The following is a 25,928-nucleotide window of genomic DNA, read 5'->3' on the forward strand; positions in this document are numbered from 1 at the left end:
AACGAACCCGTCATGATTCTGCCTTGGCTGATCCTGATCCCCTTCATCGGCGGCCTCCTGTGCTGGCTGGGTGAGCGCTTCGGCACCACCCTGCCTCGCTGGATCGCGCTGCTGACCATGTCCCTGTTGCTCGGTATCGGCCTGTGGCTGTGGGGCAACGGCGACTACACCCTGGCCCCGGCTCCGGGCGCGGAACCGGCCTGGACCCTGGAATACAAGCTCCAGTGGATCCAGCGCTTCGGCATCAGCATCCACCTGGCCCTCGATGGCCTGTCGCTGCTGATGATCCTGCTGACCGGCCTGCTCGGCGTACTGTCGGTGCTGTGCTCCTGGAAAGAGATCCAGCGCCATGTCGGCTTCTTCCACCTCAACCTGATGTGGATCCTCGGTGGCGTGGTCGGTGTGTTCCTGGCCCTGGACCTGTTCCTGTTCTTCTTCTTCTGGGAAATGATGCTGGTGCCGATGTACTTCCTCATCGCGCTCTGGGGTCACAGCTCCGCGGACGGCAAGAAGACCCGGATCTACGCCGCGACCAAGTTCTTCATCTTCACCCAGGCCAGCGGCCTGATCATGCTGGTGGCGATCCTCGGCCTGGTGCTGGTCAACTACAACGCCACCGGCGTCATCACCTTCAACTACAGCGACCTGCTCAAGGCGCAGATGCCGGCCGGCACCGAGTTCCTGCTGATGCTGGGCTTCTTCATCGCCTTCGCGGTGAAGCTGCCGGTGGTGCCGTTCCACTCCTGGCTGCCTGACGCCCACGCCCAGGCGCCGACCGCAGGCTCCGTGGACCTGGCGGGCATCCTGCTGAAGACCGCGGCCTATGGCCTGCTGCGCTTCGCCCTGCCGCTGTTCCCGAATGCCTCGGCGGAGTTCGCGCCGGTGGCCATGGCCCTGGGCCTGATCGGTATCTTCTACGGTGCCTTCCTGGCCTTCGCGCAAACCGACATCAAGCGCCTGGTCGCCTTCTCCAGCGTCTCGCACATGGGCTTCGTGCTGATCGGCATCTACTCCGGCAGCCAGCAGGCCCTGCAGGGCGCGGTGATCCAGATGCTGGCCCACGGCCTGTCGGCCGCCGCGCTGTTCATCCTCGCCGGCCAGCTGTACGAACGCCTGCACACCCGCGACATGCGCCAGATGGGTGGCCTGTGGCACCGCATCGCCTACCTGCCGGCGATCAGCCTGTTCTTCGCCGCCGCCTCGCTGGGCCTGCCGGGCACCGGTAACTTCGTCGGCGAATTCCTGATCCTGATCGGCAGCTTCGCCAGCGTGCCATGGATTGCCGTGATCGCCACCACTGGCTTGGTCTTCGGCTCCGTGTACTCGCTGATCATGATCCACCGAGCCTACTTCGGCCCGGCCAAGACCGACGCCGTGCTGGCCGGCATGGATGGCCGCGAACTGGTCATGGTCCTGGGCCTGGCGGTGCTGCTGGTCCTGCTGGGCGTGTACCCGCAGCCGTTCCTGGATACCTCTGCCGCCACCATGAGCGGTGTGCAGCAGTGGCTCGGTTCCGCTTTCACTCAACTCGCTTCGGCCCGGTAAGAGCGCTATGGAATTCACCACTCAACACTTCATCGCATTGGCGCCGATACTGATCACCACCATCACCACGGTGGTGGTGATGCTGGCCATCGCCTGGCGCCGTAACCACTCGCAGACCTTCCTGCTGTCCACCGTGGGCCTGAACCTGGCCCTGCTGTCGATCCTCCCGGCGTTGAAGGTCGCGCCGCTGGCGGTCACCTCGCTGGTCACCTTCGACAAGTTCGCCTGCCTGTACATGGCGCTGGTCCTGGTGGCCACGCTGGCCTGCGTCACCCTCGCCCACGCCTACCTGGGCGAGGGCTCAAAGGGCTACCCAGGCAACCGCGAAGAGCTGTACCTGCTGCTGCTGATGTCTGCCCTGGGTGGCCTGGTGCTGGTCAGCGCCAACCACCTGGCTGGCCTGTTCATCGGCCTCGAGCTGCTGTCGGTCCCGGTCTACGGCCTGGTGGCGTATGCCTTCTTCAACAAGCGCTCGCTGGAAGCCGGCATCAAGTACATGGTGCTCTCTGCGGCGGGTTCGGCCTTCCTGCTGTTCGGCATGGCCCTGCTGTACGCCGACGCCGGCAGCCTGACCTTCGACGGCATCGGCAAGGCCCTGGCCAGCACCGGCATGCCGAGCCTGCTGGCCCAACTGGGCCTGGGCATGATGCTGGTCGGCCTGGCATTCAAGCTGTCGCTGGTGCCCTTCCACCTGTGGACCCCGGACGTCTACGAAGGCGCCCCGGCACCGGTCGCCGCGTTCCTGGCCACGGCCAGCAAGGTCGCGGTGTTCGCCGTGGTGGTACGCCTGTTCATGCTCTCCCCTGCTGCCAGCAGCGGCGTGCTGAGCACCGTCCTGGCAGTGATCGCGGTCGCCTCGATCCTGATCGGCAACCTGCTGGCGCTGACCCAGAGCAACCTCAAGCGTCTGCTCGGTTACTCGTCCATCGCCCACTTCGGCTACCTGGTGATCGCCCTGGTGGCGAGCAAGGGCCTGGCCACCGAAGCCATCGGCGTGTACCTGGTCACCTACGTGATCACCAGCCTGGGCGCCTTCGGCGTGATCACCCTGATGTCCTCGCCTTACGGCGGCCGTGACGCCGACGCCCTGTACGAGTACCGTGGCCTGTTCTGGCGCCGTCCGTACCTGACCGCGGTGCTCACCGTGATGATGCTGTCGCTGGCCGGTATCCCGCTGACCGCGGGCTTCATCGGCAAGTTCTACATCATCGCTACCGGCGTCGAGTCGCACCTGTGGTGGCTGGTCGGCGCCCTGGTGATCGGTAGCGCCATCGGCGTGTACTACTACCTGCGCGTCATGGTCACCCTGTACCTGGTCGAGCCGAACCTGCGTCGCCACGACGCCCCGCTGAAGTGGGAACAGCGCACCGGCGGCGTCATGCTGCTGGCCATCGCCATCCTCGCCTTCGTCCTCGGCGTGTATCCGCAGCCACTGCTGGAACTGGTGCAACAGGCCGGCTTGCAACTGGTCGGCTGATCGCCTGGCAGAAACAAGACACCCCGCTCATGCGGGGTGTTTTTTTATGGGCTGGCCACAAAGGCATGTCATACCGTGCCAGGTGTCTCGGCACTCTCACGGCTCGGCTTGCCTGCCCTGCCTGGATTACGGGCGGCACGTCGCAGTTCGCCATAGGCGCTGGGCAGGTGCACATCGGGGTTCGGCATGCCGCTGGGGGATAGCTCATGGGTCATCTCGAACTGGGCACGTACCGACCAGCCACAGGCTTCGTTGATGCATTGCAGGTAGGCGACCCTGAGAAAGACGTGCCGCCCTTCGCTGGTTCGAATGCGCATTCGGCTGTTGCAATGAGGGCAGACCAGCTTGTAGCTACTCACATCGACCTCCTGCCGGACATCCGGGACGCCATGAGGCTGCCTGGTGATGTCGAGCAGTCCCGCTCCCGTACGTCCATTACCCTGGCCGATTCTTGTAGGCCAATTCTGCAATTCTCGTAGGCATGCGCCCATGCAAATGTGGGATTTTTCGTCGCTATCATATTGCGTACCATTCGAAGCTGAGTGGGATCCTGCCAATATATTCAAATCGAGTATTCATTTCCTACGCATCTTATCAGAGCTCGCTACGGATATTCATAATGAGTAATAAATGCCTTCCTGCAATCCTGGGCCGCTTGAAGCTCATGACGGGGTCCAGCACCGACGCAGAGCTTGCCAAGGCCCTCGACGTGAGCCCGCAGACATTGAGCAGTTGGAAAGTACGCGAGCGCATTCCCTATGCGTTATGCATAGACCTAGCGCTGGCACACGGGCTTTCCCTCGACTGGCTGTTGCTGGGCGAAGGTGCCCAGGCCCGTACGCCAGCCGCCCCCTCGGATGCCACCACAGCGCCAGGCTGGGAGCCGGACCTGATGAGGCAGTTGCAGGGCCTGTCGCCCGGCGACCTGCAGGCCATCCGCGCCAACGTCGAGGACAAGTTGCGCCTCTACCAATTGGAGCAACGTGTGGACGAGCTGAGCAACCGCCTGGCCGGACGATAGGGCTACCCTCCCCGTCGCCAGCGCTGGACGATGTCCTTGAGATCGGCCGCATCCAGCCAGAACATGACCTTGATGCTGATCGGGATCACCACCACCGCCGCGACGAAGGCCGCGACGCCGCTGGATAAAAAAGGCACCAGCGACAGCATCAGCGGCGTGAAGAGATAGCCCACGCCCGCAGACAAGAGCAGCGTCACCATCCGCTGCCATACCTTCAATGGCCTGCGCGAGCCGATCACGACCCAGGCCTTGAGCCTGCGCCGTGAGCTGCTGACCAGCCAGGCGCCAAGCAGTGCGCCGAACACGGCCTGGCTGTCGAACCCCAGTGCCTCGCCACTGACCTGGCTCTGCCGCCAAGCCAACGCGGCAGCCTCCACGACCTCATGCATACGGCACCTCACACTGCCTGCTGTTGATCGCCGGCATGGCATGGCGGACCAGTGCACGTCGGGTAGCGGCTTCCACCAGACGCAGGTAGCAGATCGACAGTGCCCGGCCATGGGCATGCCCCGAGACGTCGGCAAGGCGCCGGTAGCCGCGCTCGCGCAAGCAGCGCCGCCAGGTGGCGAACTCCCGGGCAGCGATATCGACCCCCTCCCACGCGGCGAGCTCCAGTTGCGTATCGCTGACATGCCCTGGCAGTTGCAGCCGTTGGCGCAGCGCCTGCAACTCGATACGTGGCCAGAAAGGGTCGTGGCACGCCAGGTAGCGCCGCCCGGGCAGCGTCGGCTCATCGTGCATCGGGGAGTGTGAAACACAGTTCATCAGGACGGCCCCCATCACTGGTCCTGCAACATGCCGTAGCGGATCGCCTTGATCACCGCGGCGATGCGCGTATTCACCGCGAACTTGCGCAGCACGTTGCCGATATGGAAGTTCACGGTCGACTCCTTGCAGCCGAGGATCTGGCCGATTTCCCAGGATGTCTTGCCATAGGCACACCAGAGCAGTACCTGGCTTTCCCGGCGGGTAAGCGGGACGGGTGGCTCGTGATCGGGGTCAGGTTTGCAGGGGATTGTGGAATGCATGGGAACGCTCTCTTTGCACAGTCGAAACGGGCCCGCAGGGCCGTTCACAGTTGATGTGCATGCACCTTACGAAGCCGCTGCGGCCCCGCTCCAGCAGCGCACCTTGTAAAGCGGCGCGCTACAAAAACGTCATACCTGCGGCCCCCGGATCTTCACCCGGCTGCCGGACGTGCTCTGAGCGGCCTTTCGCGCGTCTGACCTCCATTGCCTGCCGCCCCTTCTACCTGGAGTCGTACGATGCGCCCCGTTTCACCTGTCACTTGTGCTTTCGGCCTGTTGGTCAGCAGCGCCGCCACACCGACAATGGCTGCGGCGCCGGTGGAACTCGGCCAGGTACTGATCGAAGACCAGCGACAGGGCGAGCTGGAGGCCGCGGCGCAACGCCTGCACGAGGTGCCGGGGGCGAGCAATCTGGTCGACATGCAGCAGGTAGGCCAGGGCCGCGTCGCCAGCAACCAGGACGTGCTGGCCTACCAGCCCGGGGTGTTCGCCCAGTCGGCAGGCAACGACGGCATCAAGCTGTCGATCCGCGGCTCGGGCATCAATCGCGCTCCCGGCGCCCACGGCTCCGGGGTCTACACGATGTTCGACGGCCTGCCCCTGACCGGTCCTGGTGGCACGCCCTACGAGCTGTTCGAGCCGCTGTGGCTCAGCCGTGCCGAAGTGCTGCGCGGCGCCAATGGTTTCGACCAGGGCGCCCTGGCCCTGGGTGGCGCGATCAACTACGTGACCCATACCGGCTACGATGCCGCGCCGCTGCAACTGCGCTATGAAGTCGGCAGCCGGGGCTACCAGCACCGGCACATCAGCTCCGGCCAGGTGCTGGGCGACCTCGACTACTACGTGGCCCTGACCGACGCGGAATACGACGGCTACCAAGAGCACAGCAGCGGCAGCGCCAAAGGCATCGCCGCCAACGTCGGCTACCGGTTCAATCCGAACCTCGAGACGCGCTTCTACCTGCGCTACCGGGAAACCGAGAACGAACTGGCCGGGCGCCTGACCAAGCAGCAGATCAAACATCACCCCCGCGATGCCAACCCAGCCTACCTGGCCCGCGACGACAGCCGCCCGCAACCGGGCAGCACCTGGGTGGGCAACAAGACCACCTTCTACCTGGACGACGATGCTCGCCTGGAAACCGGGCTGGTCTATCACGACTACCCGATGGACCTGCGCGAAGGCCCGATGCGGCTGAAGGTCGCCTATACCGATGTCAGTGGGACACTGAACTATTTGCGCCGCGACACCTTGTGGGGCCACGAGAGCAAGACCACCGTCGGTTGGCGCACCACCAAGCACCTGCCCAACAGCGGTGCCTCGCAGTTCGCGCGCAATCGTGACGTCATCGGTGAGCGCACCCGCGACTTCAGCTACCAAGGCTCGGACACGGTGCTGCACGTGGGCAATGACCTGGAGCTGGTTCCCAACCTGTGGCTGACCACAGGCCTGGCGATGATCTATACCCGCCGTGAAAGCGATGTCACCTACCCTGCCGCAGGCGGCAAGGTCAGCCAGCATGACTGGGACTACGCACCGCGCCTGGGGCTACGCTACGACGTCACCCCGAACGTGCAGGTCTATGGCAACCTGAGCCGTTCGGTGGAGCCGCCACATCCGTGGTCGCTGATCTGGAGTGCGCCCGCCGTGAGCGGTGGGCAGATCCAGCCCATCGAAATGCAGAACCAGACCGCCACCACGCTGGAGCTGGGCGGCCGGGGCGATGCCGCCTTCGGCCGCTGGGAGCTGGCCTGGTACTACTCGCAAGTGCGCCATGAACTGCTGGCGGTGGAGATCGTGCCCGGCACCCCAGCGGCCGAGTTCAACGCCAGCGCCACCGTGCACCAGGGTGTCGAGGCCAGCCTGGACAGCACGCTCTGGGAACGCCCCGGCACGGGAAGGCTGGCCTTGCGCCAGGCCTACACCTTCAGCGATTTCCACTACCGCGACGACGACACGTTCGGCGACAACCGCCTGCCCGGCATTCCCATGCACTACTACCAGGCCGAGCTGCGCTACGACTGGCCGAGTGGTTTCTACGCCGGGCTCAATACCCAGATGGCCTCGAAGGTCCAGGTCGACTATGCCAACAGCTACCCTGCCGACGCCTATGCCCTGCTCGGTGCACGCCTGGGCTGGAACTCGCCGAAGCAGGACTGGCAGACCTGGCTGGACCTGCGCAACCTGACCAACAAGCGGTATGCAGCGACGGTGACGCCGGGGTACGACGATGGCGGACGGGACATTGCTCGCTCGACGCCGGGGGAAGGGTTCGGGGTGTATGCAGGGGTCTCGTACAGCTTCCGCTAGGCCGATCCTGGGGTCGCTTCGCAGCGCTCAAGAAGGCAACTGCACCTGCGGCTTCGTATCGGCGAAGATCGCCCAGCTGGAGATGAACAACGCGGCGATCAGCGGACCGATGACGAAGCCGTTGAGCCCGAACACCGCCAGGCCGCCGAGGGTGGAGACCAGGATCAGGTAGTCGGGTATCCGGGTGTCCTTGCCCACCAGGATCGGCCGCAGCAGATTGTCCACCAGGCCGATCACCAGCACGCCGAAGGCGGTCAGCACCACGCCCTGCCAGATCGCCCCGGTGAGCAGGAAGTACAGCGCCACCGGCGCCCAGACGATCCCCGCCCCCACCGCCGGCAGCAATGACAGGAACGCCATCAGCACGGCCCAGACCAGCGCGCTGGGGATGCCCAGCACCCAGAAGATGAAGCCGCCCAAGGCGCCCTGGGTGATGGCCACCAGCAGGTTGCCCTTCACCGTGGCGCGCACCACCCGGTTGAATTTCAGTTGCAGGCGGCGCTTCTGCTGCTCCGGCAGGGGGACGGCCAGACGGACCCTGCGCGCCAGGTCCGCGCCTTCGCGCAGGAAGAAGAACAGCAGGTAGAGCATGATGCCGAAGCTCACCAGGAAGTCGAAGGTCCCCTGGCCGAAGCTGAAGGCCTGGCTGGCGAGGAACTGGCTGCCCTGGGTCGCCCACTTGCTGATCTTGTCGCGCAGGCCGTCCAGGTTGCCCAGGCCCATGTGGTCCAGGCCATTCTGGGCGAAGGCCGGGAGCATGTCCTTGCCCCGTTCGAGGTAGCCGGCGATGTCCAGTTGCCCGCTTTCGATGCGTTGGTAGAGCGCGGCGCCTTCCTGCACCAGCAAGGTGCTGATGACGATCACCGGCAGGATGGCGATCAGCAAGCAGATCAGCAGGCTGATGGCGGCGGCCAGGTTGCGTCGCCGGCCGACACGCACCAGCAGGCTACGTTGCAACGGCGCGAACAGGATGCCGAGGATCACCGCCCAGAAGATCGCCCCGTAGTACGGCAGCAGGATCCACGCGAAAGCGACGCTCACCAGCGTCAGGAGCACGGCCAGGGCCTTGTTCTGCAAAGCGGTAGGGTTCATGGAGGTTCCTCGACTGTCCTGGACATTAGTGCGCAGGGCATCGGCAAAAGTGCCATCGCCGGCCGCTTGATCCAGGTCAATGCCGCAACGCGGCGCTGGCCTTAGCATCCGCGCCTTTTGCCCCGGTGCGCACATGACCTCACTCGCCAAGCCCGAACTGCTGGCTCCCGCCGGCACCCTCAAGACCCTGCGCTACGCCTTCGCCTATGGGGCCGACGCGGTCTACGCCGGCCAGCCGCGCTACAGTCTGCGGGTGCGCAACAATGAGTTCGACCACGCCAACCTGGCCCTGGGCATCCAGGAGGCCCATACCCTGGGCAAGCGCTTCTACGTGGTGGTGAACATCGCCCCGCACAACGCCAAGCTCAAGACCTTCCTCAAGGACTTGACACCGGTGGTCGAGATGGCGCCGGACGCGCTGATCATGTCCGACCCCGGGCTGATCATGCTGGTGCGCGAGCACTTCCCGCAGATGCCCATCCACCTGTCGGTGCAGGCCAACACGGTGAACTGGGCCAGTGTCGAGTTCTGGAAGCGCCTGGGCCTGGGCCGGGTGATCCTGTCGCGCGAGCTGTCGCTGGAGGAAATCGAAGAGATCCGCCAGCAGGTACCGGACATGGAACTGGAAGTGTTCGTCCATGGCGCCCTGTGCATGGCCTATTCCGGGCGCTGTCTGCTGTCTGGCTACCTGAACCGCCGCGACGCCAACCAGGGCACCTGCACCAATGCCTGCCGCTGGAAATACCAGGCCACCGAGGCCACGCAGGACATCACCGGGGACATCGTCCGCGAGGTCGAACCGACCCTGGGCATCGGTGCCCCGACCGACCAGGTGTTCCTGCTCCAGGAGGGCAACCGTCCTGGCGAGGCGATGCCTGCCTTCGAGGACGAGCACGGCACCTACATCATGAACGCCAAGGACCTGCGCGCCATCCAGCATGTGGAGCGCCTGACACACATGGGCGTGCACTCGTTGAAGATCGAAGGCCGGACCAAGTCGCACTTCTATTGCGCCCGTGCCGTGCAGGCCTACCGCCAGGCGATCGACGACGCCGTGGCGGGGCGCCCGTTCGACCGTAGCCTGATGGACAACCTCGAGTCCCTGGCCCAGCGCGGCTACACCGAAGGCTTCCTGCGGCGCCACGTGCACGACGAGTACCAGAACTACCAGCGCGGCAACTCGGTGTCCGAGCGCCAGCAGTTCGTCGGCGAACTGACCGGCCGGCGGGTGGAAGGCCTGGCGGAAGTCCAGGTGAAGAACCGCTTCGCCGTGGGCGACCACCTGGAGCTGATGACCCCGCGGGGCAACTACCACTTCGACCTGCATCGCCTGCACGGTCGCCAGCAGCAGGCGATCCAAGTGGCACCTGGCGCTGGTCATGTGGTCTACCTGCCGATCCCCGAGCAGGTGCCGCTGGACTACGGCCTGCTGATACGCGACCTGGAAGGCGACGACACGGCTGCCTGACAGACTTGTCATGTCCACGTCACCTGGCTGACAGGCGCTGACAGCGAGGATACAGTGGCCTGATCCGCCTGAGCGCCCGCTTTTCCAAAGGAGTTTCACCATCATGCTGCGCAAACACCTGGTCACCCTCGGCCTGCTGGCCTTTACCGGCCTGGCCCAGGCCGCCGAGACCATCGACGTCTACCGCGACCCCAACTGCGGTTGCTGCAAGCTGTGGATCAGCCACCTGCGCGACAACGGCTTCACCGTCAACGACCATGTCGAGCCGAACATGAGCGCGGTCAAGCAGCGCCTGGGCGTCGCGCCACGCCTGGCCTCCTGCCACACCGGCGTGATCGACGGCAAGTTCATCGAGGGCCACGTGCCGGCCGAACAGGTGCGCTTGCTGGCCCGCCGCGACGACCTCAAGGGCCTCGCCGTGCCGGGCATGCCCATGGGCTCGCCGGGCATGGAGATGGGTGACCACAAGGATCCCTACCAGGTCATCGGCCTGACCCACGACGGCAAGGACGAAGTGGTGGCCACCTATTGATGCTCAGCCTCTGGGCGCTGTTTCTCAGCGCCTTCGGCGCCGCCACCCTGCTGCCACTGCAATCCGAGGCGGTGCTGGTGGGGCTGTTGCTGCGCCAGCCCGAGGCCCTGGCCACCCTGCTGCTGGTCGCCACCTTGGGCAACGTGCTGGGCTCGATCGTCAACTGGATGCTGGGCAGGGCCATCGAGCACCTGCGTGACCGTCGTTGGTTCCCCTTCAGCGCCACTCAGCTGGAGCGTGCGCAGCAGCGTTACCAGCGCTGGGGCCAGTGGTCGCTGCTGTTGAGCTGGATGCCGGTGATCGGCGATCCGCTGACCCTGATCGCCGGGATCATGCGCGAACCCTTCTGGCGCTTCGTGCTGCTGGTCACCCTGGCCAAGGGTGGGCGTTACCTGGTACTGGCCATGGTCACCCTGGGCTGGCTGCAAGGCCAGTGACACCTTGGCTGTTTCTGGTGGTCAAGACTGCTACAGTCGCCTATTCCTACATGGCCCTACACGGAGTGCCCCCATGCTGCGCGCAACCGCCCTGGCCTTGGCCTGCCTCGTTGGCAGCACGGCCATCGCCGCCGAATCGCCCACCTACGGTAAGCAGCTCGAAGGCTTCGCCTACCCTCACCCGCTCGAGCATTTCGACTTCAGGTCCCAGGGCCAGCCCCTGCAGATGGGCTACATGGACGTGCCGGCCAAGGGCAAGGCCAATGGCCGCAGCGTGGTGCTGATGCACGGCAAGAACTTCTGCGCCGCCACCTGGGAAACCACCATCGATGCCCTGAGCCAGGCCGGCTACCGGGTCATCGCCGCGGACCAGGTGGGCTTCTGCAGCGCCAGCAAGCCTGCGCACTACCAGTACAGCTTCCAGCAGTTGGCGCACAATACCCATGCACTGCTCGAACACCTGGGGGTGAAGCAGGCCATCGTCCTCGGGCATTCCACCGGCGGCATGCTCGCCACCCGCTACGCCCTGATGTACCCGCAACAGGTCGAGCGCCTGGCCCTGGTCAACCCCATCGGCCTGGAGGACTGGAAGGCCCTGGGCGTGCCCTACCGCACTGTCGATCAGTGGTACGAACGCGAGTTGCAGCTCAATGCCGAAGGTGTCCGCAACTACGAGCGCAACACCTACTACGCCGGGCGCTGGAAGCCAGAGTACGAGCGCTGGGTGCAGATGCTGGTGGGCCTGAACAAGGGCCCGGGGCATGAAGCCGTGGCGTGGAACTCGGCACTGATCTACGACATGATCTTCACCCAGCCGGTGTACCACGAGTTCAAGGACCTGCAGATGCCGACCCTGCTGCTGATCGGCGACCAGGACACCACGGCCATCGGCAGCGACATCGCCCCGCCTGAGGTCAAGGCGCGCCTGGGCAGGTACAAGGAACTGGGGCCGCGGGTCGCCGGGCTGATTCCCCAAGGCCAGCTGGTGACCTTCGAAGGCCTGGGGCATGCACCGCAGATCGAGGAACCCGAGCGTTTCCACCAGGCGCTGATCGGCTGGTTGCAGCGGTAGGCGTGTGGTGCGGGAACATACAGGCGATGGGCTGCAACGCAGCCCCAATGTCGCATGACTGAGGGGCATTGGCCCCTCGCCATCACTTCCAGACCAGCGCCTCGCTCCAGCCCAGTTCGGCGAAATCATCCGCCCGCAGGTCGGCTTCCTCTTCCAGGAAGAACTCATCCAGCTTCGGCGGGCGGACCGACGTGTCGCTGAGCATCGCATGCACCTGCCCACGGTGGTGGATCTGGTGCTCGAACACGTGCGCCAGCACACGCAGGCGCGGCTCACGCTGCAGACGGTCCGGGCGCACGATGCTCACGTAGCGGTGCAACTGGTCATCGCGCAATTGCTGGCAATAGGCGATCAGCCGATGGTCGGCCTGGGCCTGCTCGGCATACAGGTCGGCGCAGGTGGCGAACGGCTGCTCGGGCTCGAAGAAGCGCTCACCATCCGGGTCCGGCGCCTCGCCGCGCTGCTCGCACTCCAGCGCGTGCAGGTAGAACCAGTCTACCGTCAGCAGGTGGTTGAGGGTGGCCTTGATCGAGGGAAAGAAGCTGCAACGCGGGGCGACGAACTCGTCCTGGGTCAGTTGCAGGCAAGCCTTGTACAGGCGGTGGTTGGCCCAGCCGTTGTTGTAGGCCTGGGTCAGCAGATGATGCGACAGCGGCTCCATGGTCGGCTCCTTCAGGCGAAGCGTTGCAGTTGCATCTCCCGTAGTCGGCTCAGGGTCCGTTGGTACGGGAACGCCAGATACCCTTGAGTGTAGAGCGCTTCGAGCGGGACTTCGGCCTCCAGGTACAGGGCGACCCGACGGTCGTAGCATTCGTCGACCAGGGCGATGAAGCGCCGCACGCTGTCATCCTTGGGCGCCAGCGTCGGCAGCTCGCGGTCGCCCGCCTCGACTCGCCGGGCACCATCCTCGGTGCCCCGGGCGATGCGCCCGGCCCGCTGCGTGCCGCCCAGGGCCGGGATACCGTCCACCAGGATCGCCGCGAAGCGGTCGCACAAGGCCATGAACTCCATGGCCGCCAGAGGTTGTTCGCACAAGTCGGCGAAGCGGCACCAGATCGCCTGCGCGCTGCGTCGCACCACACGGACTTGCCGGGAGCCGACCTGCAAGGGCTGGTCGGTCCCCGCATCGGTCGGACTGAGTTGCTGGAACACCGCCTGCAGGGCACCGGGCTGGCCGGGTTCGGCGACCCAGTAGCGCTGGCGGACCGCACCGGGGTGCAAACGGTGGTCCTGCTCGCCGGCCACGGCCAGCACGCGCATGTGCCGCTCGATGGCGGCGATCGCCGGGAGAAAGCGCTCGCGGTTGAAGCCGTCGCGGTACAGCTGGTGTGGGGGTTGGTTGGAGGTGGCGACGATCACCACGCCCTGGTCGAACAGCACCTGGAACAGACGCCCCAGGATGATCGCATCGCCGATATCGCTGACGAACAGCTCGTCGAAGCACAGCACGCGGATCTGCCCGGCCAGTTCCCGGGCCAGCGCCTGCAACGGGTCGGCGGTGCCGTTGAGCTGGAACAGCCGCTGGTGGACCCAGGCCATGAAATGGTGGAAGTGCTGGCGCCGCGCCGCGACTTGCAGGCAGCGGTGAAACTGGTCCATGAGCCAGGTCTTGCCACGCCCGACCGGGCCCCAGAGGTAGACTCCCTGGGTGGATTCACCCCGGGTCAACGCCTCGAAGCAGACCTGGAGCGCGTCCACTGCCAAGGCCTGGGCGGCATCGGGGACGAAACCCTGCGCATCGAGAGCCTGCTGGTAGAGGGTTCGGGGGTCGAGTGGCATGCCGTTGCACCCTGGGCAAAAGCGCCATGGTACGACATCCCGCCGGGTTCTGGCTGACAGGTGCCCCGGCCATTGCGTTGGCCAGGATGATCGCCGGGGGCCCAGCAATGACGAATCAGCCCTCCCTCAACCCTACCTTGAGCAGCGCCCCATCCGTGGCATCGGTCAGCACGTACAAGTAACCATCCGGCCCCACCCGCACGTCGCGGATACGCGCCTTGAGCTCGCCCAGCAAGCGTTCTTCATGAACGATCTTGTCGCCATCGAGCTGCAACCGGATCAGTTCCTGGCTCACCAGCGCGCCAATGAACAGGTTGTGGTCCCAGGCCCTGAAGGTCGGGCGGTCGTAGAACGCCATGCCACTGATGCCCGGCGACTTCTCCCAGACATGGTGCGGGTCCGTCATGCCCTCCACGTGCTTGCCCTTGGCCTCGGGGATCGGCAGCAGCGAATAGTTGATGCCGTGGGTGGCGATCGGCCAGCCATAGTTCTTGCCCGCGTGCGGAATGTTGATCTCGTCGCCGCCCCGCGGGCCATGCTCATGGGTCCAGAGCTCGCCCGTCCAGGGGTTGAGCGCTGCGCCCTGCTGGTTGCGGTGGCCGTACGACCAGATCTCGGAGCGTACGTTGGCCTGGCCGGCGAAGGGATTGTCCTTGGGTACTTCGCCGTCGGGCAGGATGCGTACGACCTTGCCCTGCAGCTTGTCCAGGTCCTGGGCGGTCGGGCGCTGGTTGTTTTCGCCCAGGGCGATGAACAGGTAGCCGTCGCGGTCGAACACCAGGCGCGAACCGAAATGATTGCCGTCGGACAGCTTGGGCTGCTGGCGGAAGATCACCGTGAAGTTCTCCAGACGCGCCAGGTCCTGGGACAACTGGCCGCGGCCAACTGCGGTGCCAGCCTTGCCATCGGCGCCTTCCTCGGCGTAGGACAGGTAGACGGTGCGGTCCTGGGCGAATTCCGGCGACAGCACCACGTCGAGCAAGCCACCCTGCCCTACGGCCCAGACCTTGGGCACACCCGCGAGGGGCGGGCCGACCTTGCCCTCGCGGCTGACGACCCGCAGGTTGCCCTGGCGTTCGGTGACCAGCATGTGCTGGCCATCGGGGAGAAAGGCCAGTGCCCAGGGGTTGCGCAGGCCGTCGGCGACTGTGCTGACGGTCAACTGCCCCTCCTCGCTGGGAAACTGCTGTTCGGCAGCGGCCTGGGCCAGCAGGGGCATCAGGGCGGCGACGGCCAGGGTGGTCAACCAGGTGCGTGGCGTCATGCGGGGGCTCCTTCCGGTGGGGCTTACGGCGCGCGTTGGCTGTCGCGCGGTGGCCGGGTGGGTTCCAGGTTGGGGGTCTGCTGTTCGCGGCGCAGGTTCTCGCCATTGCCGATGCCGCGGTTGTCCAGGGTCGGCGGGCGGGGGTTGGGCTGGGTCGATGGCCCACGCACCGGTGGCGTGGCCGGTACGCTGCCCTGGCGGCTGTTGGGGTTGGCGCGCTGGATCGGGCTGTTGTACGGGTTGTTCCTGTCAGCGGCGAGGAACAGCGGTTGCGGGAGTGGCGCAGCCGGCAGCGGCAGGCTCAGCAACAGGCCGATGGCCAGGCACGGTAATGTGGGATTCATGCTTCACCCCCTGTACGAAAAAGCGCGCTCAAGCGTTGGATAGCCTAAGGCGCTACAGGTTCGCGGCAAAAGTGCGAATGCGGATAGAGATGATTCGTGATGTTTCAGTATGGGCCCGAGAGGTCGCTTCACGCTCCATTCGCGACACAAGGCCGCCCCCACAGAAATAGCGCCGAACTTGAGGCTGTGGGAACGGGCTTGCCCGCGATTAGGCCCTGGGGGCTCACTCGTCGCTATCTACCTTGTGCCGAGCCGCATACAGGCACAGCATCTCCATGGCCAGCGTCGCCCCGGCCAGGGCGGTGATGTCGGCGTGGTCGTAGGCCGGCGCCACTTCCACCAGGTCCATGCCCACCAGGTTGATGCCCCGCAGGCCCCCCAGGATCTCCAGCGCCTGCACGGTGCTCAGGCCACCGCAGACCGGCGTGCCGGTGCCTGGCGCATAGGCTGGGTCCAGGCAGTCGATATCGAAGGTCAGGTACACCGGTCGCTCGCCAACCCGCTGGCGAATCGCCGCGACCACCGCCTCGGTACCCTGACGATGGACCTGGCGAGCGTCGAGGATGGCAAAACCCTGGCTGTCGTCGTTGGTGGTACGCAGGCCGATCTGCACCGAACTGGCCGGGTCCACCAGCCCCTCGCGGGCAGCGTGCCAGAACATGGTGCCGTGGTCGATGCGCTTGCCCTCCTCGTCCGGCCAGGTGTCACTGTGCGCATCGAAGTGGATCAGCGCCAGCGGCCCGTGGCGCCTGGCATGGGCCTTGAGCAGCGGGTAGCTGATGAAGTGGTCGCCACCGAGGGTGAGCATGGCGCAACCGGCCTCCAGGATACGCGAGGCATGCGCCTCGATGCTGTCGGGTACCGACTCGGGCCTGCCACTGTCGAAGGCGCAGTCGCCATAATCGATCACCGCCAGGTGGTCGAACGGGTCGAACGCCCAGGGCCAGTGCCGCTCCCAGGCCTGCTGTACCGAGGCGGCACGGATCGCCCGCGGCCCGAAACGCGCCCCGGGGCGGTTGCTGGTGGCGGTGTCGAAGGGGACACCGCTCACCACCACATCGACCCCGCGCAGGTCGCGGCTGTAGCGGCGCCGGGAAAAACTGGTGATACCGGCGTAGGTGCTTTCCGCGACGGTGCCGTAGAGGCTGTCACGGGTCATGGCCTGGTCGTTGTTCTGGGCGTGTTCCACGGTTGGGCTCCTGGTTGTCGTCATTGTTCACTGGCGGCTGCGAAACGCCGTCCACAGGCGATTGCGCTGGCGCAGGTCGGACAGCGCCATGCTGCGATCGCCATACAGGCGCTGGCGTACCTCGCTGGGCGGATAGATGTCCGGGTCGTTGCGTACGGCATCGTCCACCAGGGGCGTGGCGGCCTGGTTGGCGTTGGCGAAGAACAGCGTGTTGGTCAGCTCGGCCACCGATTCGGGGCGCAGCATGAAGGCGATGAGCGCGCGGGCAGCCTCCGGGTGCGGGGCATCCTTGGGAATGGCCAGGTTGTCCTGCCAGACCAGGGTGCCCTCCCGGGGGATCCGGTAGATCAGCTCGAACCCCTTGCCGGCACGACGCGCCTGGTCGGCCGCCATGGCGGCATCGCCATTGTAGGTGAGCGCCAGGCATACGCTGCCGTTGGCCAGGTCATTGATCTGCCGGCCGTTGGCCACGTAGCTGACCGAGGGTTGCAACTGGCGAAGCAGCGCCTGGGCCGCGTCGAGGTCCGCCTTTTCCTGGCTATAGGGGTCCTTGCCCAAGTAATGGAGGGCCAGGCCGATCACCTCCTGGGGCGAATCGGGCATGGCGATGCCACAGTCCTTGAGCCGGCTGGCGTTTTCGGGCTTGAACAGCAGGTCGAGGCTGTCCAGCGGCACCTCGTCGCCCAGGCGCTGGCGCACGGCCTCGACATTCACCCCCAGGCCGAGGGTGCCCCAAGTGTAGGGCAGCGCATAGAGGTTGCCGGGGTCGACCTCGGCCAGCTTGGCCAGCAGGTCCGGGTCGAGGTTGGCGTAGCCTGGCATGGCCTGTGCGTGCAGCGGCTGCAAGGCGTTGGCCTGGAGCGCCCGGGCCAGCACGGTGGACGACGGTACCACCACGTCATAGCCGCTGCCGCCGGTCAGCAGCTTGGTTTCCAGCACCTCGGTGGTGTCGAAGGTGTCGTAGCGCACCTTGTAGCCACTCTCCTGCTCGAAGCGCTGGAGGGTCTGCGGGGCCACGTAGTCAGCCCAGCTGTACAGGTTGACGACCTTCTCTTCGGCCTGCAGCGGCAGGGCCAGAACCAGGGACAACAGGCATAACGAACGGCGCATGGTGGACACCTCGGCAATGGGTGGATGCCGACAGCATGCCAGTCGCGCTACATTGCAAGAATCGCAAGTTTGCAAAGCTGACATTCATCAGGAGCAATGTGATGCTCGGACAATTGCAAGACCCGGACCTGCACCTGCTGCGGCTGTTCGTCACTGTAGTCGAGGCCGGTGGCTTCAGTGCCGCCCAAGGTGTGCTGGGCTTGAGCCAGCCGAGCATCAGCCAGCAGATGGCGCGCCTGGAGACGCGCCTGGGCTATCGCTTGTGCAGCCGTGGCAAGAGTGGCTTTCGCCTGACCGAGAAGGGCGAGCGTTTGCTCGAGGCGACCCGTGGGCTGCTGGTACAGATCGAGCAGTTCCGCCAGCAGGCCAATGGCGTGGCCGGGCGGCTGCTGGGCACGCTGCGTATCGGCATGGCGGAGAACCAGGACAAGGTCATCACCCTGCGCCTGGCCGAGGCCATCGGGCGTTTTCGTCAGCGCGAGGAGTCGGTGCAGTTGGAGCTGATCAGCGCGCCGCCGGCGGAGCTTGAGCGCCTGCTGCTGGAGCAGCGCCTGGATTACGCCATCAGCTACTTTTCCGGCAACCAGGCGGCCTTCGACTACCAGCCGCTGTTCGAGGAAACCCAGCGCCTGTACTGCGGCAGGCAGCATCCGCTGTTTCCCCAGGGGCAGGTGGACCGCCAGGCCCTGCTCGAGGCCGACCAGGTGCGCCACTCCTACCGCCTTCTCAAGGGTGGCGAACCCTTCATGAGCCAGCGCAGTTCGGCGCAGGCCGAGCAAATCGACAGCGTGCTGACCTTCATCCTGTCTGGCCGGCACATCGGCTACCTGCCCTGCCACTGCGCCGGGCCTTGGGAGGCGCAGGGGGCGTTGCGGGCGCTGGATCCGTCCCTGGATTTCGTCGTGCCTTTTACCCTCGCCCGTCACCGTGGCCGGGTGCCGGGTGAAGCGCAACAGGCGTTTGCCGAGGATTTGCTGGCAGCGTTCGCCTGTACAGCGTAGTTGGGGCGGCTTTGCAGCCCATCGCCGGCAAGCCCCACAGAGACCGCGCTGCACTTGAGGTCAGCGCCGAACCTGTAGGAGCGAGCTGGCCCTAAGTACCTGCACTCAGTAGGCCAGGCTCCAGGTCAGGGTGTAGGTGCGCCCGCGCCCCTGGTAGTCATAGAGGTAGGCCGGCCCATAGGTCGGTGAGTAGAACAGGGTCGCACGCTGCCCCCAGACGGTGCTGTACTGCTTGTCCAGCAGGTTCTGGATGCCCGCGCTGAACGTGCCGAAGCCAGTGTCCTGGCTGGCCAGCAGGTCGAAGGTCGTGTAGCCGTCGATCTCGTGGTCGGCATCGTCCTCGAGGGTGAAGGCATGGTTGGCCTGCAGGCGCGCGCTACGCCCCTCGCCCTTCCAGCCGACGAAGGCGGTGGACTTGGACAGCGACGCATAGCGGGCATCGCGCTTGATCCAGTCGCCATCGGCATCCTCTTCCTCCGACCGCACCAGGTGCAGCGTGCCACCGGCCTCCCAGCCGCTCTGGAAGTGGCGGGTCAAGGCGCCTTCGAAACCGAAGTCGCGGCTCTTCTTGTCATCCACATCGATGGCCAGGGTCTGGGCATCGAAGTTGATGACCTTGTCCGACCAGATGTAGTACAGCGCCGCCTGGGCATCCCAGTCCAGGTCCCCATAGCGCCAACCCAGCTCGACCTGGCGGCTCTTGATGCCCGCCAGCGGGTTGTCGGCCACGCTCAAGCCCGGCTTGCCGTAGTACTTGGCTGGGTCAGGCAGGTCAAAGCCCTCGCCATAGTTGGCCCACACCTGGTGGCCGTTCTTGAAGTCATAGATGGCACCGAGGTTGTACAGGTTGACCTGGTAGTCGTTGCTGCCACCGGGCACGTTCTTGAAGTCGCTGACATCCACATCCATCTGTTGGCGGCGCGCACCGCCGGAAAGGGTCAGGTTGTCGGTGGCATGCCAGTCCAGCTGGGCGTAGAGCGAGACGCCGTCCACCCGGTAGCTGGGGTAGCGCGGCGCCTTGCTGGCCTTGTCCAGGTCGAGGCCACCGCTCTCGGACGACGTTTGCGCATCGAACGTGGTCTGCTCGGCGTTGAAGCGCTCGCGGTCCAGGTCGACGCCATAGGTCAGCTTGAGCGTGTCCCACTGCTTGGCGAACAATGCCTTCAGGCTGCTGACCTCGAAGTTCTGCTGCGAGGCGGCGAAGTACACGCCACGCGATCCTGCCGGCGTGCCGGGGTTGTAGTAAGGGAACGGGTAGAAGTTGTCGTCTTCCTTGCGATACGAGGCCTGCAGGTAGAAGTCCTGGCCCAGCACATCGGTGTGGTGGTAGTTGGCGTTGAGCAGCAGGCGCCGGGTGCGCGGCTCGAGGTCCGAGGAATAGCCGCTGCGCAGTTCGGCATCCTCCAGGTCCGACGGCGCGTTGTGGTTCAGGTGCGGGAAATAGATGCCCGTGCTGCCGTGGTTGCCGGAATCGTAGTACTGGGCCAACAGGTCCAGGCTCTGTTCCTCGGTGAAGGTCAGGCCCAGGGTGCCGAGCACGTCGATGGTGCGGTTGTACTGCAGGTCGGTCTGGGTGTTGTCGATGAAGATCTGGTCGCCGCCGCCATCGTAGAAGGCCTCGTTCTGCTCCCCGGAAATCCCCAGGCGGGCGTTGACTCGGTCGTTGCCACCACTGATGGACTGTGCGACGCGGGTGGCCAGGTCGTCACTGTTGTTGAAACCGCTGCTGGCACCGAGCTGGGTCTCGAAACGCAGCGGACCCGGTTCGCCCTTCTTGGTGACGATGTTGATGATGCCGCCGGTGGCGCCGCCGCCATAGATGGCGCTGGCGCCGGAGAGCACCTCGACGCGCTCGACGTTGAACGGCGAAATGCTGTCGAACTGGCGCGACAGGCCACGGGAGCTGTTCTGGCTGACCCCGTCGATCATCACCAGCACGTTGCGTCCGCGCATGTTCTGGCCATAGTTGGTGCGCCCTTCCGGTGCCAGGTCTAGGCCCGGCACCAGCTTGCCGATGGCCTCCTTGAGGCTCACGCCGCTGTCGATCTGCTCGCGCAGCTGCTGCTGGTCGACCACCCAGACGGTACCGGGGATCTCGCTGATCGCCGTGCTGGTGCGCGAGGCCACGCTGACTTCGATGGGCTTGAGGCTGACGCTCTGCGGAGCGGCCTCGGCCTTGCGCAGGGTTACCGTACGGGCGTCGCTGAACTGCCAGCTCATGCCACTGCCGGCGAGCAACTGCTGCAACGCCTGCTCGATGCTGTAGCTACCCCGCAGCGCCGGGCTGCGCAGGCCGGCCACGTCGCTGGTGGTGTACAGCAGGTGCAGGCCCGCCTGGTCGGCGAAGCGGGTGAGCGCCTGGTCCAGGGATTGCGCTGGCAGGTTCAACTGGACCTGGCGAGCCTGCACCTGGGCATCGGCGGGCGCCGTCGCGGCCAACGCCTGCATGGGCCCAGCCAGGATGGCCAGTGCGCTGCAGGACAACAGGACAGGGTTGAAGCGGCCGCCGCGGCGGTGCAGGAGCTTGAGCGTAGCCTTCACGAATGAGCTTCCAGACAAGTCGTAAATGAGAATGGGTTGCTGATCAGTCCCACTACGACGTTCCAGCGCTCACGAACTTGCAGTCCGAAAGGCAAAAAAACTCAAACTTTTTTTCGCTCAGTGAACCACTGCCAACCACGGCAGGTAGGTGACCTTCAGCGCATAGCGCTGCTCCAGGGTGCGCAGCAAGGCCTGCGGGTCGTCCAGGTCGAACACGCCGCTGACCTCGAGCGCTGCCAGTTGGGTGTCGGGCAGCAGGATCCGCCCGTGCTGGTAGCGCTCCAGTTCGGCAAGCACCTGCCCCAAGGGCTTGCCATTGAAGATCAGCTTGCCACGCTGCCAGGCGGTCTGGGCCTGGGCATCCGGCGACACCGGCAGCGTCCTGCCGCCTACCGTAGCCTCGCCCTGAGCGAGCACCACGCGGCTGCCGCTGGCCTCGCGCCGCACGCTGAACACCGCTTCGCCACCCTGTACGGGCGCACCTGCCGTCTCGACCACGAACGGGCGAGGGTCAGGCGCCGTTTCGAACAACGCCTCGCCCGCTTCCAGCAGCACCCGGCGTTCACGCTCGTTGAACGCCACGGACAGCGCGCTGGCGCTGTTGAGGGTCACTCGCGAACCATCGGCCAGGGTGATGCTCTGCCGCTGGCCAATGCCGGTATGGTAGTCGGCCAGCCACACCGGCGCCTGCTGCCACCCGGTGTAGCCGGCCAAGGCCAGCACCACCGAAGCGGCGATACCGGCAAGCCAGCGGCGCTTGCGTGGTGCCGGGGCGGCTTCGAAAACCTGCGCACTCACCGTGTGACCGATATCCAGCCACAGCGCCTCGGCCTCCCTGGCCGCTTCGGCATGGGCCGGGCTCAGTCGGCACCAGCGCTGGTAGCGCGAGCGGTCGGCGGCGCTGGCGTTGCCCGAATGCAGCAATACCTGCCAGTCGAGGGCATCGTCGGACAGGTCGCTGAGCGGTTGCGGCGTGGGCATGGTGAGGGCGTCAGTCATGGTTGTGTTTGAGCCAGTCGCGGCAATGGCGCAACGCCTGGCCGATGTATTTTGCCACCATGCTCTCGGAAACGCCCAGCCGTTGTGCGATCTGCGCCTGGGTCAGGCCCTCGACGCGATTGAGCAGCAAGGCCTGGCGGGCATTGCTGGACAACTGCAGCAGGGCTTCGTCGAGCATCTGCAGGCGCTCGCTGGCCAGCAGCACGGCCTCCGGTGCCGGTGCTGGGCACGGCACCTCACCTGCGTCGTCGCAGCCCTCATGATTGGCCGCCAGGCGCTGTTCGCGTCGCAGAGCATCGATCGCCAGGTTGCCGGCGACCCGGAAGATGAAGCTGCGCGCATGCAGCACGGGGACGGCCTGCGCCTCGATCTTCACCAGCTTGAGGTAGGTCTCCTGGGCCACGTCGGCGGCACGCTGCCGGTCGCTCATGCGCCGGGTGAGAAACTGCAACAGGTCGTCGTAGTGCTCCTGGAAACTCGCCAGCAGACCAGACGCGGGAGACGTCAGCATGGAAGATGGATGGGCCAGTAAGAGAGATTATCGGGCGTTAATGAGAAACAGTATCTTTCATAAGGCCCGGTACTTTCAACGCCGCCGTGCATTTGCCACACTGCCAACTCGCTTTCAACGCCAAGGCCCGCCTCCATGACTGCTCGCCCTGCCCGTTTCTGGCTGATCCTGCTGCTTGCCTGCGCCCTCAATGCCTGCGCCCTGTTCCAGCCCCGCGACCCGCTGAACATCAGCGTGATCGGCATCGAGCCGCTGCCGGGGCAGGAGCTGGAAATGCGCATGGCGGTGAAGATTCGCGTGCAGAACCCCAACGAAACGCCCGTCGACTTCAACGGCATCGCCCTCAACCTGGAGGTCAATGGCCAACCCCTGGCCGCTGGTGTCAGCGACCAGCAAGGGCACATCGGCCGCTACGACGAGGCCGTGATCGTGGTGCCGGTTAGCATCACCGCATTCGCCGTGCTGCGCCAGGCCTATGGCCTGAGCCGACTGGATTCGTTGCAGGGGCTACCTTACGTATTGCGCGGCAAGCTGGCCGGCGGCCCGCTGGGCACCGTGCGCTTCACCGACAAAGGCAAGCTCGACCTGCCGGAGGCTGGCTTGGCCAGGTAAGGCTACGGCGGGAAAGCGTTGCGGCGACCTTGCGTCCGCGCTCCTGCCCTGCCTATCGGCCGCTATCAACGATTGGCGCTGGCAGCCGCCATCATCTTGTTGACTTCGCTACGCACCATGTTGGCGTATTCGGGTGGCGACAGGGCGTCCAGTTCGGCGCGCACCCATTCGGCCCACTTGCCTTTGCGCCGGGGCTTCTCGGCGATCAAGCGGCCGGCCTCGCCCTTGGCCTTGCCGAGATTGTTTTGCCAGAGCTCGAACAGCCGAGCTTTCTCCGCCTCGATCTGCGCCCGTTCCTCGAAGCTTCTGTTGGCCAGATTGAAACTCATGGGATTACCTGCAACGTGAAAATGGACGCTATCTTACACCGTAGCGGCCGGTGGCCGGTACGCCGCTGCAACTTTCCCGAGGCACCGTTATCCATTGCTCTGACAACCCAGCGACGAGGACGTGTTATGGCCAGGAAAACCACTGCGCAAGCCGACAGCGAACAGATCAAGGACCAGGTGTTCAGCGAACTGCAGGCACTGATCGAGGAGTCCGAGCGGCTGCTCAACGACAGCGCCTCGCTGGTGGGCGAGGAAGCCGACACCCTGCGTGCCCAGATCAGCCTGAAGCTGCGCCAGGCCCAGCAGGCGACGAGCAAGCTGCGCGACAAGGCGCAACCGGTGGTGGAGGCCACCGAGGACTATATCGGCGGCCATCCGTGGCAGACCGTCGCGATCAGTGCCGGGCTCGGCCTGGTGGTGGGCCTGCTGCTGGGACGGCGTCACTGATGTCCTAGGGGTCAGGCTGCCTGCAGTGGAACACCGCTGTGAAAGCGGAACTCCTGGTCAGGGGAGCGGATCAGTTCGGCTTCCGCTTCACGCACCTGCTCCACGACACGGGCGATGTCTGCCGCGTCTCCATACTGGTGGGCGAGCTTCAGGTAGCCCTGGTAGTGACGGGCTTCGCTTTTCAACAGACCGTGGTAGAAGGTACCCAACTCCTCGTCCAGGTGCGGCACCAGGGCGGCGAAGCGCTCGCAACTGCGGGCCTCGATGAAGGCACCGACCACCAGGGTATCGATCAGCTTGACCGGTTCATGGGCGCGCACCAGACGCCGCAGGCCGGAAGCGTAGCGCCCCGCCGAGACCGGTCGTAGGGTGATGCCACGACGCTTCATCAGGCGCAGCACCTGCTCGTGGTGCACCAGTTCCTCACGGGCCAGGCGCGACATCATGTTGATCAGGTCAAGGTGGGTGTTGTACTTGGCGATCAGGCTCAAGGCCGTGCTGGCCGCCTTGAATTCGCAGTTCTTGTGATCGATCAACAGGGTTTCCTGGTCGGCGAGCGCTGCCTCGATCCAGGCATCAGGGGTACGGCAGCCCAGGAAGGCGTCGATTTCGGGAATCAGGGACATAAACTCACAGCTACACAGGCCAACGGCAGAACCGGCGATTATACCGGGGGCGGCGCCGATCGCCAGCAGCTATGCTTGATGCATGTCAAGCAGCACCGTGCGGGACGCCGACTATAGTCAGACATTGGCCGTCTTTTCCCAAGGGAGCCCTGCCCATGCAAGCCGTCCGCAGCATCCTCGTCGTTCTCGATCCCGAGCATGCCCATAGCCGGGCCCTGACCCGGGCCAAGCTCATTGCGGGTGTGACCGGTGCACGTCTGCACCTGCTGATGTGCGACAAGAAACAGGACCACAGTGCCCTGCTCAGCCTGCTCGCCAGCCAGTTGCATGACGACGGTTACGATAACGTCACCCAGGAACAGGCGTGGCATGACAGCCTGTACGAATCGATCATCGCCGTACAGCAGGCCGAAGGTTGCGAACTGGTGATCAAGGAGCATCGTCCGGACAATCCGTTGCGCAAGGCCCTGCTGACGCCCGGCGACTGGAAACTGCTGCGCTATTGCCCGTGTGCGGTGCTGATGGTCAAGAGCGAGCGCCCCTGGACCGGTGGCGTGATCCTGGCGGCAGTGGATGTGGGCAACAACGATGAAGACCACCGCCGCTTGCATGCCAGCATCATCGACCACGGTCATGCCATCGCCACCCTGGCCAAGGGTGAGCTGCACGTGGCCACTGCTCATCCTTCTCCCATGCTGTCGGCGTCAGACCCGACCTACCAACTCTCGGAAACCATCGAGCAGCGTTACCGCGAAGCCTGCACGGCCTTCCAGGCCGAATATGGCATTGACGATGAACACCTGCATATCGCCGAAGGGCCAGCGGACGTGCTGATTCCCTATAGCGAGAAGGCACTGGATGCGGTGGTGACCATCATCGGTACCGTGGGCCGGACAGGCATTTCCGGTGCCTTGATCGGCAATACGTCGGAGGTGGTGCTCGACTCTCTGGAAGGGGATGTACTGGTCCTCAAGAGTGAAGAGGCGAGCGCACACCTGGCGGAGCTGGCTCGGGGGTGAGTGCCCTTTTGTCAGCCGGAATATCGCCATAGGGATGGCGCCGCCAACCCCAGCCAGGCGCCAGAAAGACAAAACCCCTACCTGCTCGCGCAGATAGGGGTTTTGCGAAATGAATCTTGACGATGACCTACTCTCACATGGGGAAACCCCACACTACCATCGGCGATGCATCGTT

At 65.3% G+C, this 25,928-nt stretch carries 27 protein-coding genes and 1 pseudogene; 12 read left to right on the plus strand and 16 right to left on the minus strand.

All coding sequences use genetic code 11. From position 1 onward, the window contains the following. Window positions 1–12: 12 nt before the first annotated feature. Window positions 13–1,545, plus strand: coding sequence for an NADH-quinone oxidoreductase subunit M (nuoM, locus tag NJF35_RS13280; RefSeq protein WP_225788457.1), 1,533 nt, complete (start codon window positions 13–15; stop codon window positions 1,543–1,545). A gap of 7 nt (window positions 1,546–1,552) precedes the next feature. Beyond that, the gene (nuoN, locus tag NJF35_RS13285) at window positions 1,553–3,022 is read left to right on the plus strand and encodes an NADH-quinone oxidoreductase subunit NuoN (protein WP_225788458.1); all 1,470 of its coding nucleotides are present in this window, start codon (window positions 1,553–1,555) and stop codon (window positions 3,020–3,022) included. 68 nt (window positions 3,023–3,090) lie between these two features. Here nuoN and NJF35_RS13290 read toward each other — a convergent pair whose 3' ends face one another. Further along, window positions 3,091–3,381: an ogr/Delta-like zinc finger family protein gene (locus NJF35_RS13290; protein ID WP_225788459.1), complete on the minus strand. Its 291-nt coding sequence runs from the start codon at window positions 3,379–3,381 to the stop codon at window positions 3,091–3,093. A gap of 260 nt (window positions 3,382–3,641) precedes the next feature. Between NJF35_RS13290 and NJF35_RS13295 the strand changes: the two genes are divergently transcribed. Next, window positions 3,642–4,043, plus strand: a complete 402-nt coding sequence (locus NJF35_RS13295) for a helix-turn-helix domain-containing protein (protein ID WP_225788460.1) — start codon at window positions 3,642–3,644, stop codon at window positions 4,041–4,043. 2 nt (window positions 4,044–4,045) lie between these two features. On the opposite strand, the gene NJF35_RS13300 is transcribed toward NJF35_RS13295, so the two are convergent. The 3 genes from NJF35_RS13300 to NJF35_RS13310 are packed head-to-tail and all read right to left on the minus strand — an operon-like array spanning window position 4,046 to window position 5,071. Beyond that, window positions 4,046–4,432: a hypothetical protein gene (locus NJF35_RS13300; protein ID WP_225788461.1), complete on the minus strand. Its 387-nt coding sequence runs from the start codon at window positions 4,430–4,432 to the stop codon at window positions 4,046–4,048. Further along, a complete protein-coding gene (locus NJF35_RS13305; protein ID WP_225788485.1) occupies window positions 4,425–4,784 on the minus strand; it encodes a head completion/stabilization protein in 360 nt (119 codons plus the stop codon). Before NJF35_RS13305 ends, NJF35_RS13300 begins: the two co-directional genes overlap by 8 nt. Window positions 4,785–4,822: 38 nt before the next feature. Next, window positions 4,823–5,071 (minus strand): helix-turn-helix domain-containing protein, encoded by a 249-nt coding sequence (locus tag NJF35_RS13310; RefSeq protein ID WP_225788462.1) that lies wholly within the window; start codon window positions 5,069–5,071, stop codon window positions 4,823–4,825. 237 nt (window positions 5,072–5,308) lie between these two features. Here NJF35_RS13310 and NJF35_RS13315 point away from each other — a divergent pair, with 237 nt between their 5' ends. Next, window positions 5,309–7,381, plus strand: coding sequence for a TonB-dependent receptor family protein (locus tag NJF35_RS13315; RefSeq protein ID WP_253081360.1), 2,073 nt, complete (start codon window positions 5,309–5,311; stop codon window positions 7,379–7,381). A gap of 27 nt (window positions 7,382–7,408) precedes the next feature. On the opposite strand, the gene NJF35_RS13320 is transcribed toward NJF35_RS13315, so the two are convergent. Continuing rightward, window positions 7,409–8,473, minus strand: coding sequence for an AI-2E family transporter (locus NJF35_RS13320; RefSeq protein ID WP_253091166.1), 1,065 nt, complete (start codon window positions 8,471–8,473; stop codon window positions 7,409–7,411). Between the two features lie 133 nt (window positions 8,474–8,606). On the opposite strand from NJF35_RS13320, the gene yegQ reads away from it, so the two are divergent. From yegQ to NJF35_RS13340, 4 genes are all read left to right on the plus strand, one after another. Beyond that, window positions 8,607–9,941 carry a tRNA 5-hydroxyuridine modification protein YegQ gene (yegQ, locus tag NJF35_RS13325; RefSeq protein ID WP_253091167.1) on the plus strand — a complete coding sequence of 445 codons (1,335 nt, stop codon included), beginning with the start codon at window positions 8,607–8,609 and terminating at the stop codon, window positions 9,939–9,941. Window positions 9,942–10,044: 103 nt separating this feature from the next. Continuing rightward, the gene (locus NJF35_RS13330; protein WP_225788466.1) at window positions 10,045–10,473 is read left to right on the plus strand and encodes a DUF411 domain-containing protein; all 429 of its coding nucleotides are present in this window, start codon (window positions 10,045–10,047) and stop codon (window positions 10,471–10,473) included. Then, the gene (locus tag NJF35_RS13335; RefSeq protein ID WP_225788467.1) at window positions 10,473–10,910 is read left to right on the plus strand and encodes a YqaA family protein; all 438 of its coding nucleotides are present in this window, start codon (window positions 10,473–10,475) and stop codon (window positions 10,908–10,910) included. The genes NJF35_RS13330 and NJF35_RS13335 overlap by 1 nt, the downstream gene beginning before the upstream one ends. A gap of 73 nt (window positions 10,911–10,983) precedes the next feature. Further along, the gene (locus tag NJF35_RS13340; RefSeq protein ID WP_253081359.1) at window positions 10,984–11,982 is read left to right on the plus strand and encodes an alpha/beta fold hydrolase; all 999 of its coding nucleotides are present in this window, start codon (window positions 10,984–10,986) and stop codon (window positions 11,980–11,982) included. Between the two features lie 82 nt (window positions 11,983–12,064). Here NJF35_RS13340 and NJF35_RS13345 read toward each other — a convergent pair whose 3' ends face one another. The 6 genes from NJF35_RS13345 to NJF35_RS13370 form a co-directional block, all read right to left on the minus strand. Beyond that, entirely contained in the window at window positions 12,065–12,643 is a 579-nt protein-coding gene (locus tag NJF35_RS13345) for a DinB family protein (RefSeq protein ID WP_253091168.1), read from the minus strand. 11 nt (window positions 12,644–12,654) lie between these two features. Continuing rightward, a complete protein-coding gene (gene zapE, locus NJF35_RS13350; protein ID WP_253091169.1) occupies window positions 12,655–13,761 on the minus strand; it encodes a cell division protein ZapE in 1,107 nt (368 codons plus the stop codon). A gap of 115 nt (window positions 13,762–13,876) precedes the next feature. Continuing rightward, entirely contained in the window at window positions 13,877–15,025 is a 1,149-nt protein-coding gene (locus NJF35_RS13355; protein WP_225788471.1) for a PQQ-dependent sugar dehydrogenase, read from the minus strand. Between the two features lie 23 nt (window positions 15,026–15,048). Further along, the gene (locus tag NJF35_RS13360) at window positions 15,049–15,369 is read right to left on the minus strand and encodes a hypothetical protein (protein ID WP_225788472.1); all 321 of its coding nucleotides are present in this window, start codon (window positions 15,367–15,369) and stop codon (window positions 15,049–15,051) included. A 223-nt stretch (window positions 15,370–15,592) separates the two neighbouring features. Next, window positions 15,593–16,582, minus strand: coding sequence for an agmatinase (gene speB, locus NJF35_RS13365; protein WP_262924596.1), 990 nt, complete (start codon window positions 16,580–16,582; stop codon window positions 15,593–15,595). Window positions 16,583–16,585: 3 nt separating this feature from the next. Continuing rightward, entirely contained in the window at window positions 16,586–17,668 is a 1,083-nt protein-coding gene (locus NJF35_RS13370; protein ID WP_253091170.1) for an extracellular solute-binding protein, read from the minus strand. Between the two features lie 101 nt (window positions 17,669–17,769). Here NJF35_RS13370 and NJF35_RS13375 point away from each other — a divergent pair, with 101 nt between their 5' ends. Continuing rightward, on the plus strand, window positions 17,770–18,669 hold the full coding sequence (locus NJF35_RS13375) for a LysR family transcriptional regulator (protein ID WP_253091171.1): 900 nt from the start codon (window positions 17,770–17,772) through the stop codon (window positions 18,667–18,669). Window positions 18,670–18,774: 105 nt separating this feature from the next. On the opposite strand, the gene NJF35_RS13380 is transcribed toward NJF35_RS13375, so the two are convergent. From NJF35_RS13380 to NJF35_RS13390, 3 genes and pseudogenes are all read right to left on the minus strand, one after another. Then, on the minus strand, window positions 18,775–21,117 hold the full coding sequence (locus tag NJF35_RS13380; RefSeq protein WP_262924599.1) for a TonB-dependent receptor: 2,343 nt from the start codon (window positions 21,115–21,117) through the stop codon (window positions 18,775–18,777). Window positions 21,118–21,327: 210 nt separating this feature from the next. After that, a complete protein-coding gene (locus tag NJF35_RS13385) occupies window positions 21,328–22,209 on the minus strand; it encodes a FecR family protein (protein ID WP_225788477.1) in 882 nt (293 codons plus the stop codon). A gap of 4 nt (window positions 22,210–22,213) precedes the next feature. Further along, window positions 22,214–22,720: pseudogene (locus NJF35_RS13390) on the minus strand (RNA polymerase sigma factor); the annotation flags it as partial. Between the two features lie 135 nt (window positions 22,721–22,855). Here NJF35_RS13390 and NJF35_RS13395 point away from each other — a divergent pair. Continuing rightward, window positions 22,856–23,332 (plus strand): LEA type 2 family protein, encoded by a 477-nt coding sequence (locus NJF35_RS13395; RefSeq protein WP_225788478.1) that lies wholly within the window; start codon window positions 22,856–22,858, stop codon window positions 23,330–23,332. Between the two features lie 65 nt (window positions 23,333–23,397). Here the strand turns inward: NJF35_RS13395 and NJF35_RS13400 are convergent, their stop codons facing one another. Continuing rightward, complete coding sequence (locus NJF35_RS13400) at window positions 23,398–23,661, minus strand: hypothetical protein (RefSeq protein WP_225788479.1); 264 nt, start codon at window positions 23,659–23,661, stop codon at window positions 23,398–23,400. Window positions 23,662–23,787: 126 nt separating this feature from the next. Between NJF35_RS13400 and NJF35_RS13405 the strand changes: the two genes are divergently transcribed. Beyond that, window positions 23,788–24,108 carry a YqjD family protein gene (locus NJF35_RS13405; protein WP_225788480.1) on the plus strand — a complete coding sequence of 107 codons (321 nt, stop codon included), beginning with the start codon at window positions 23,788–23,790 and terminating at the stop codon, window positions 24,106–24,108. Between the two features lie 11 nt (window positions 24,109–24,119). Here the strand turns inward: NJF35_RS13405 and NJF35_RS13410 are convergent, their stop codons facing one another. Beyond that, complete coding sequence (locus NJF35_RS13410; protein WP_225788481.1) at window positions 24,120–24,734, minus strand: tRNA-(ms[2]io[6]A)-hydroxylase; 615 nt, start codon at window positions 24,732–24,734, stop codon at window positions 24,120–24,122. Window positions 24,735–24,889: 155 nt separating this feature from the next. Here NJF35_RS13410 and NJF35_RS13415 point away from each other — a divergent pair, with 155 nt between their 5' ends. Next, window positions 24,890–25,753: a universal stress protein gene (locus NJF35_RS13415; protein WP_225788482.1), complete on the plus strand. Its 864-nt coding sequence runs from the start codon at window positions 24,890–24,892 to the stop codon at window positions 25,751–25,753. Window positions 25,754–25,928: the final 175 nt, after the last annotated feature.

The organism is Pseudomonas guariconensis, assembly GCF_024127895.1.
GTDB classification, from domain to species: domain Bacteria; phylum Pseudomonadota; class Gammaproteobacteria; order Pseudomonadales; family Pseudomonadaceae; genus Aquipseudomonas; species Aquipseudomonas guariconensis_B.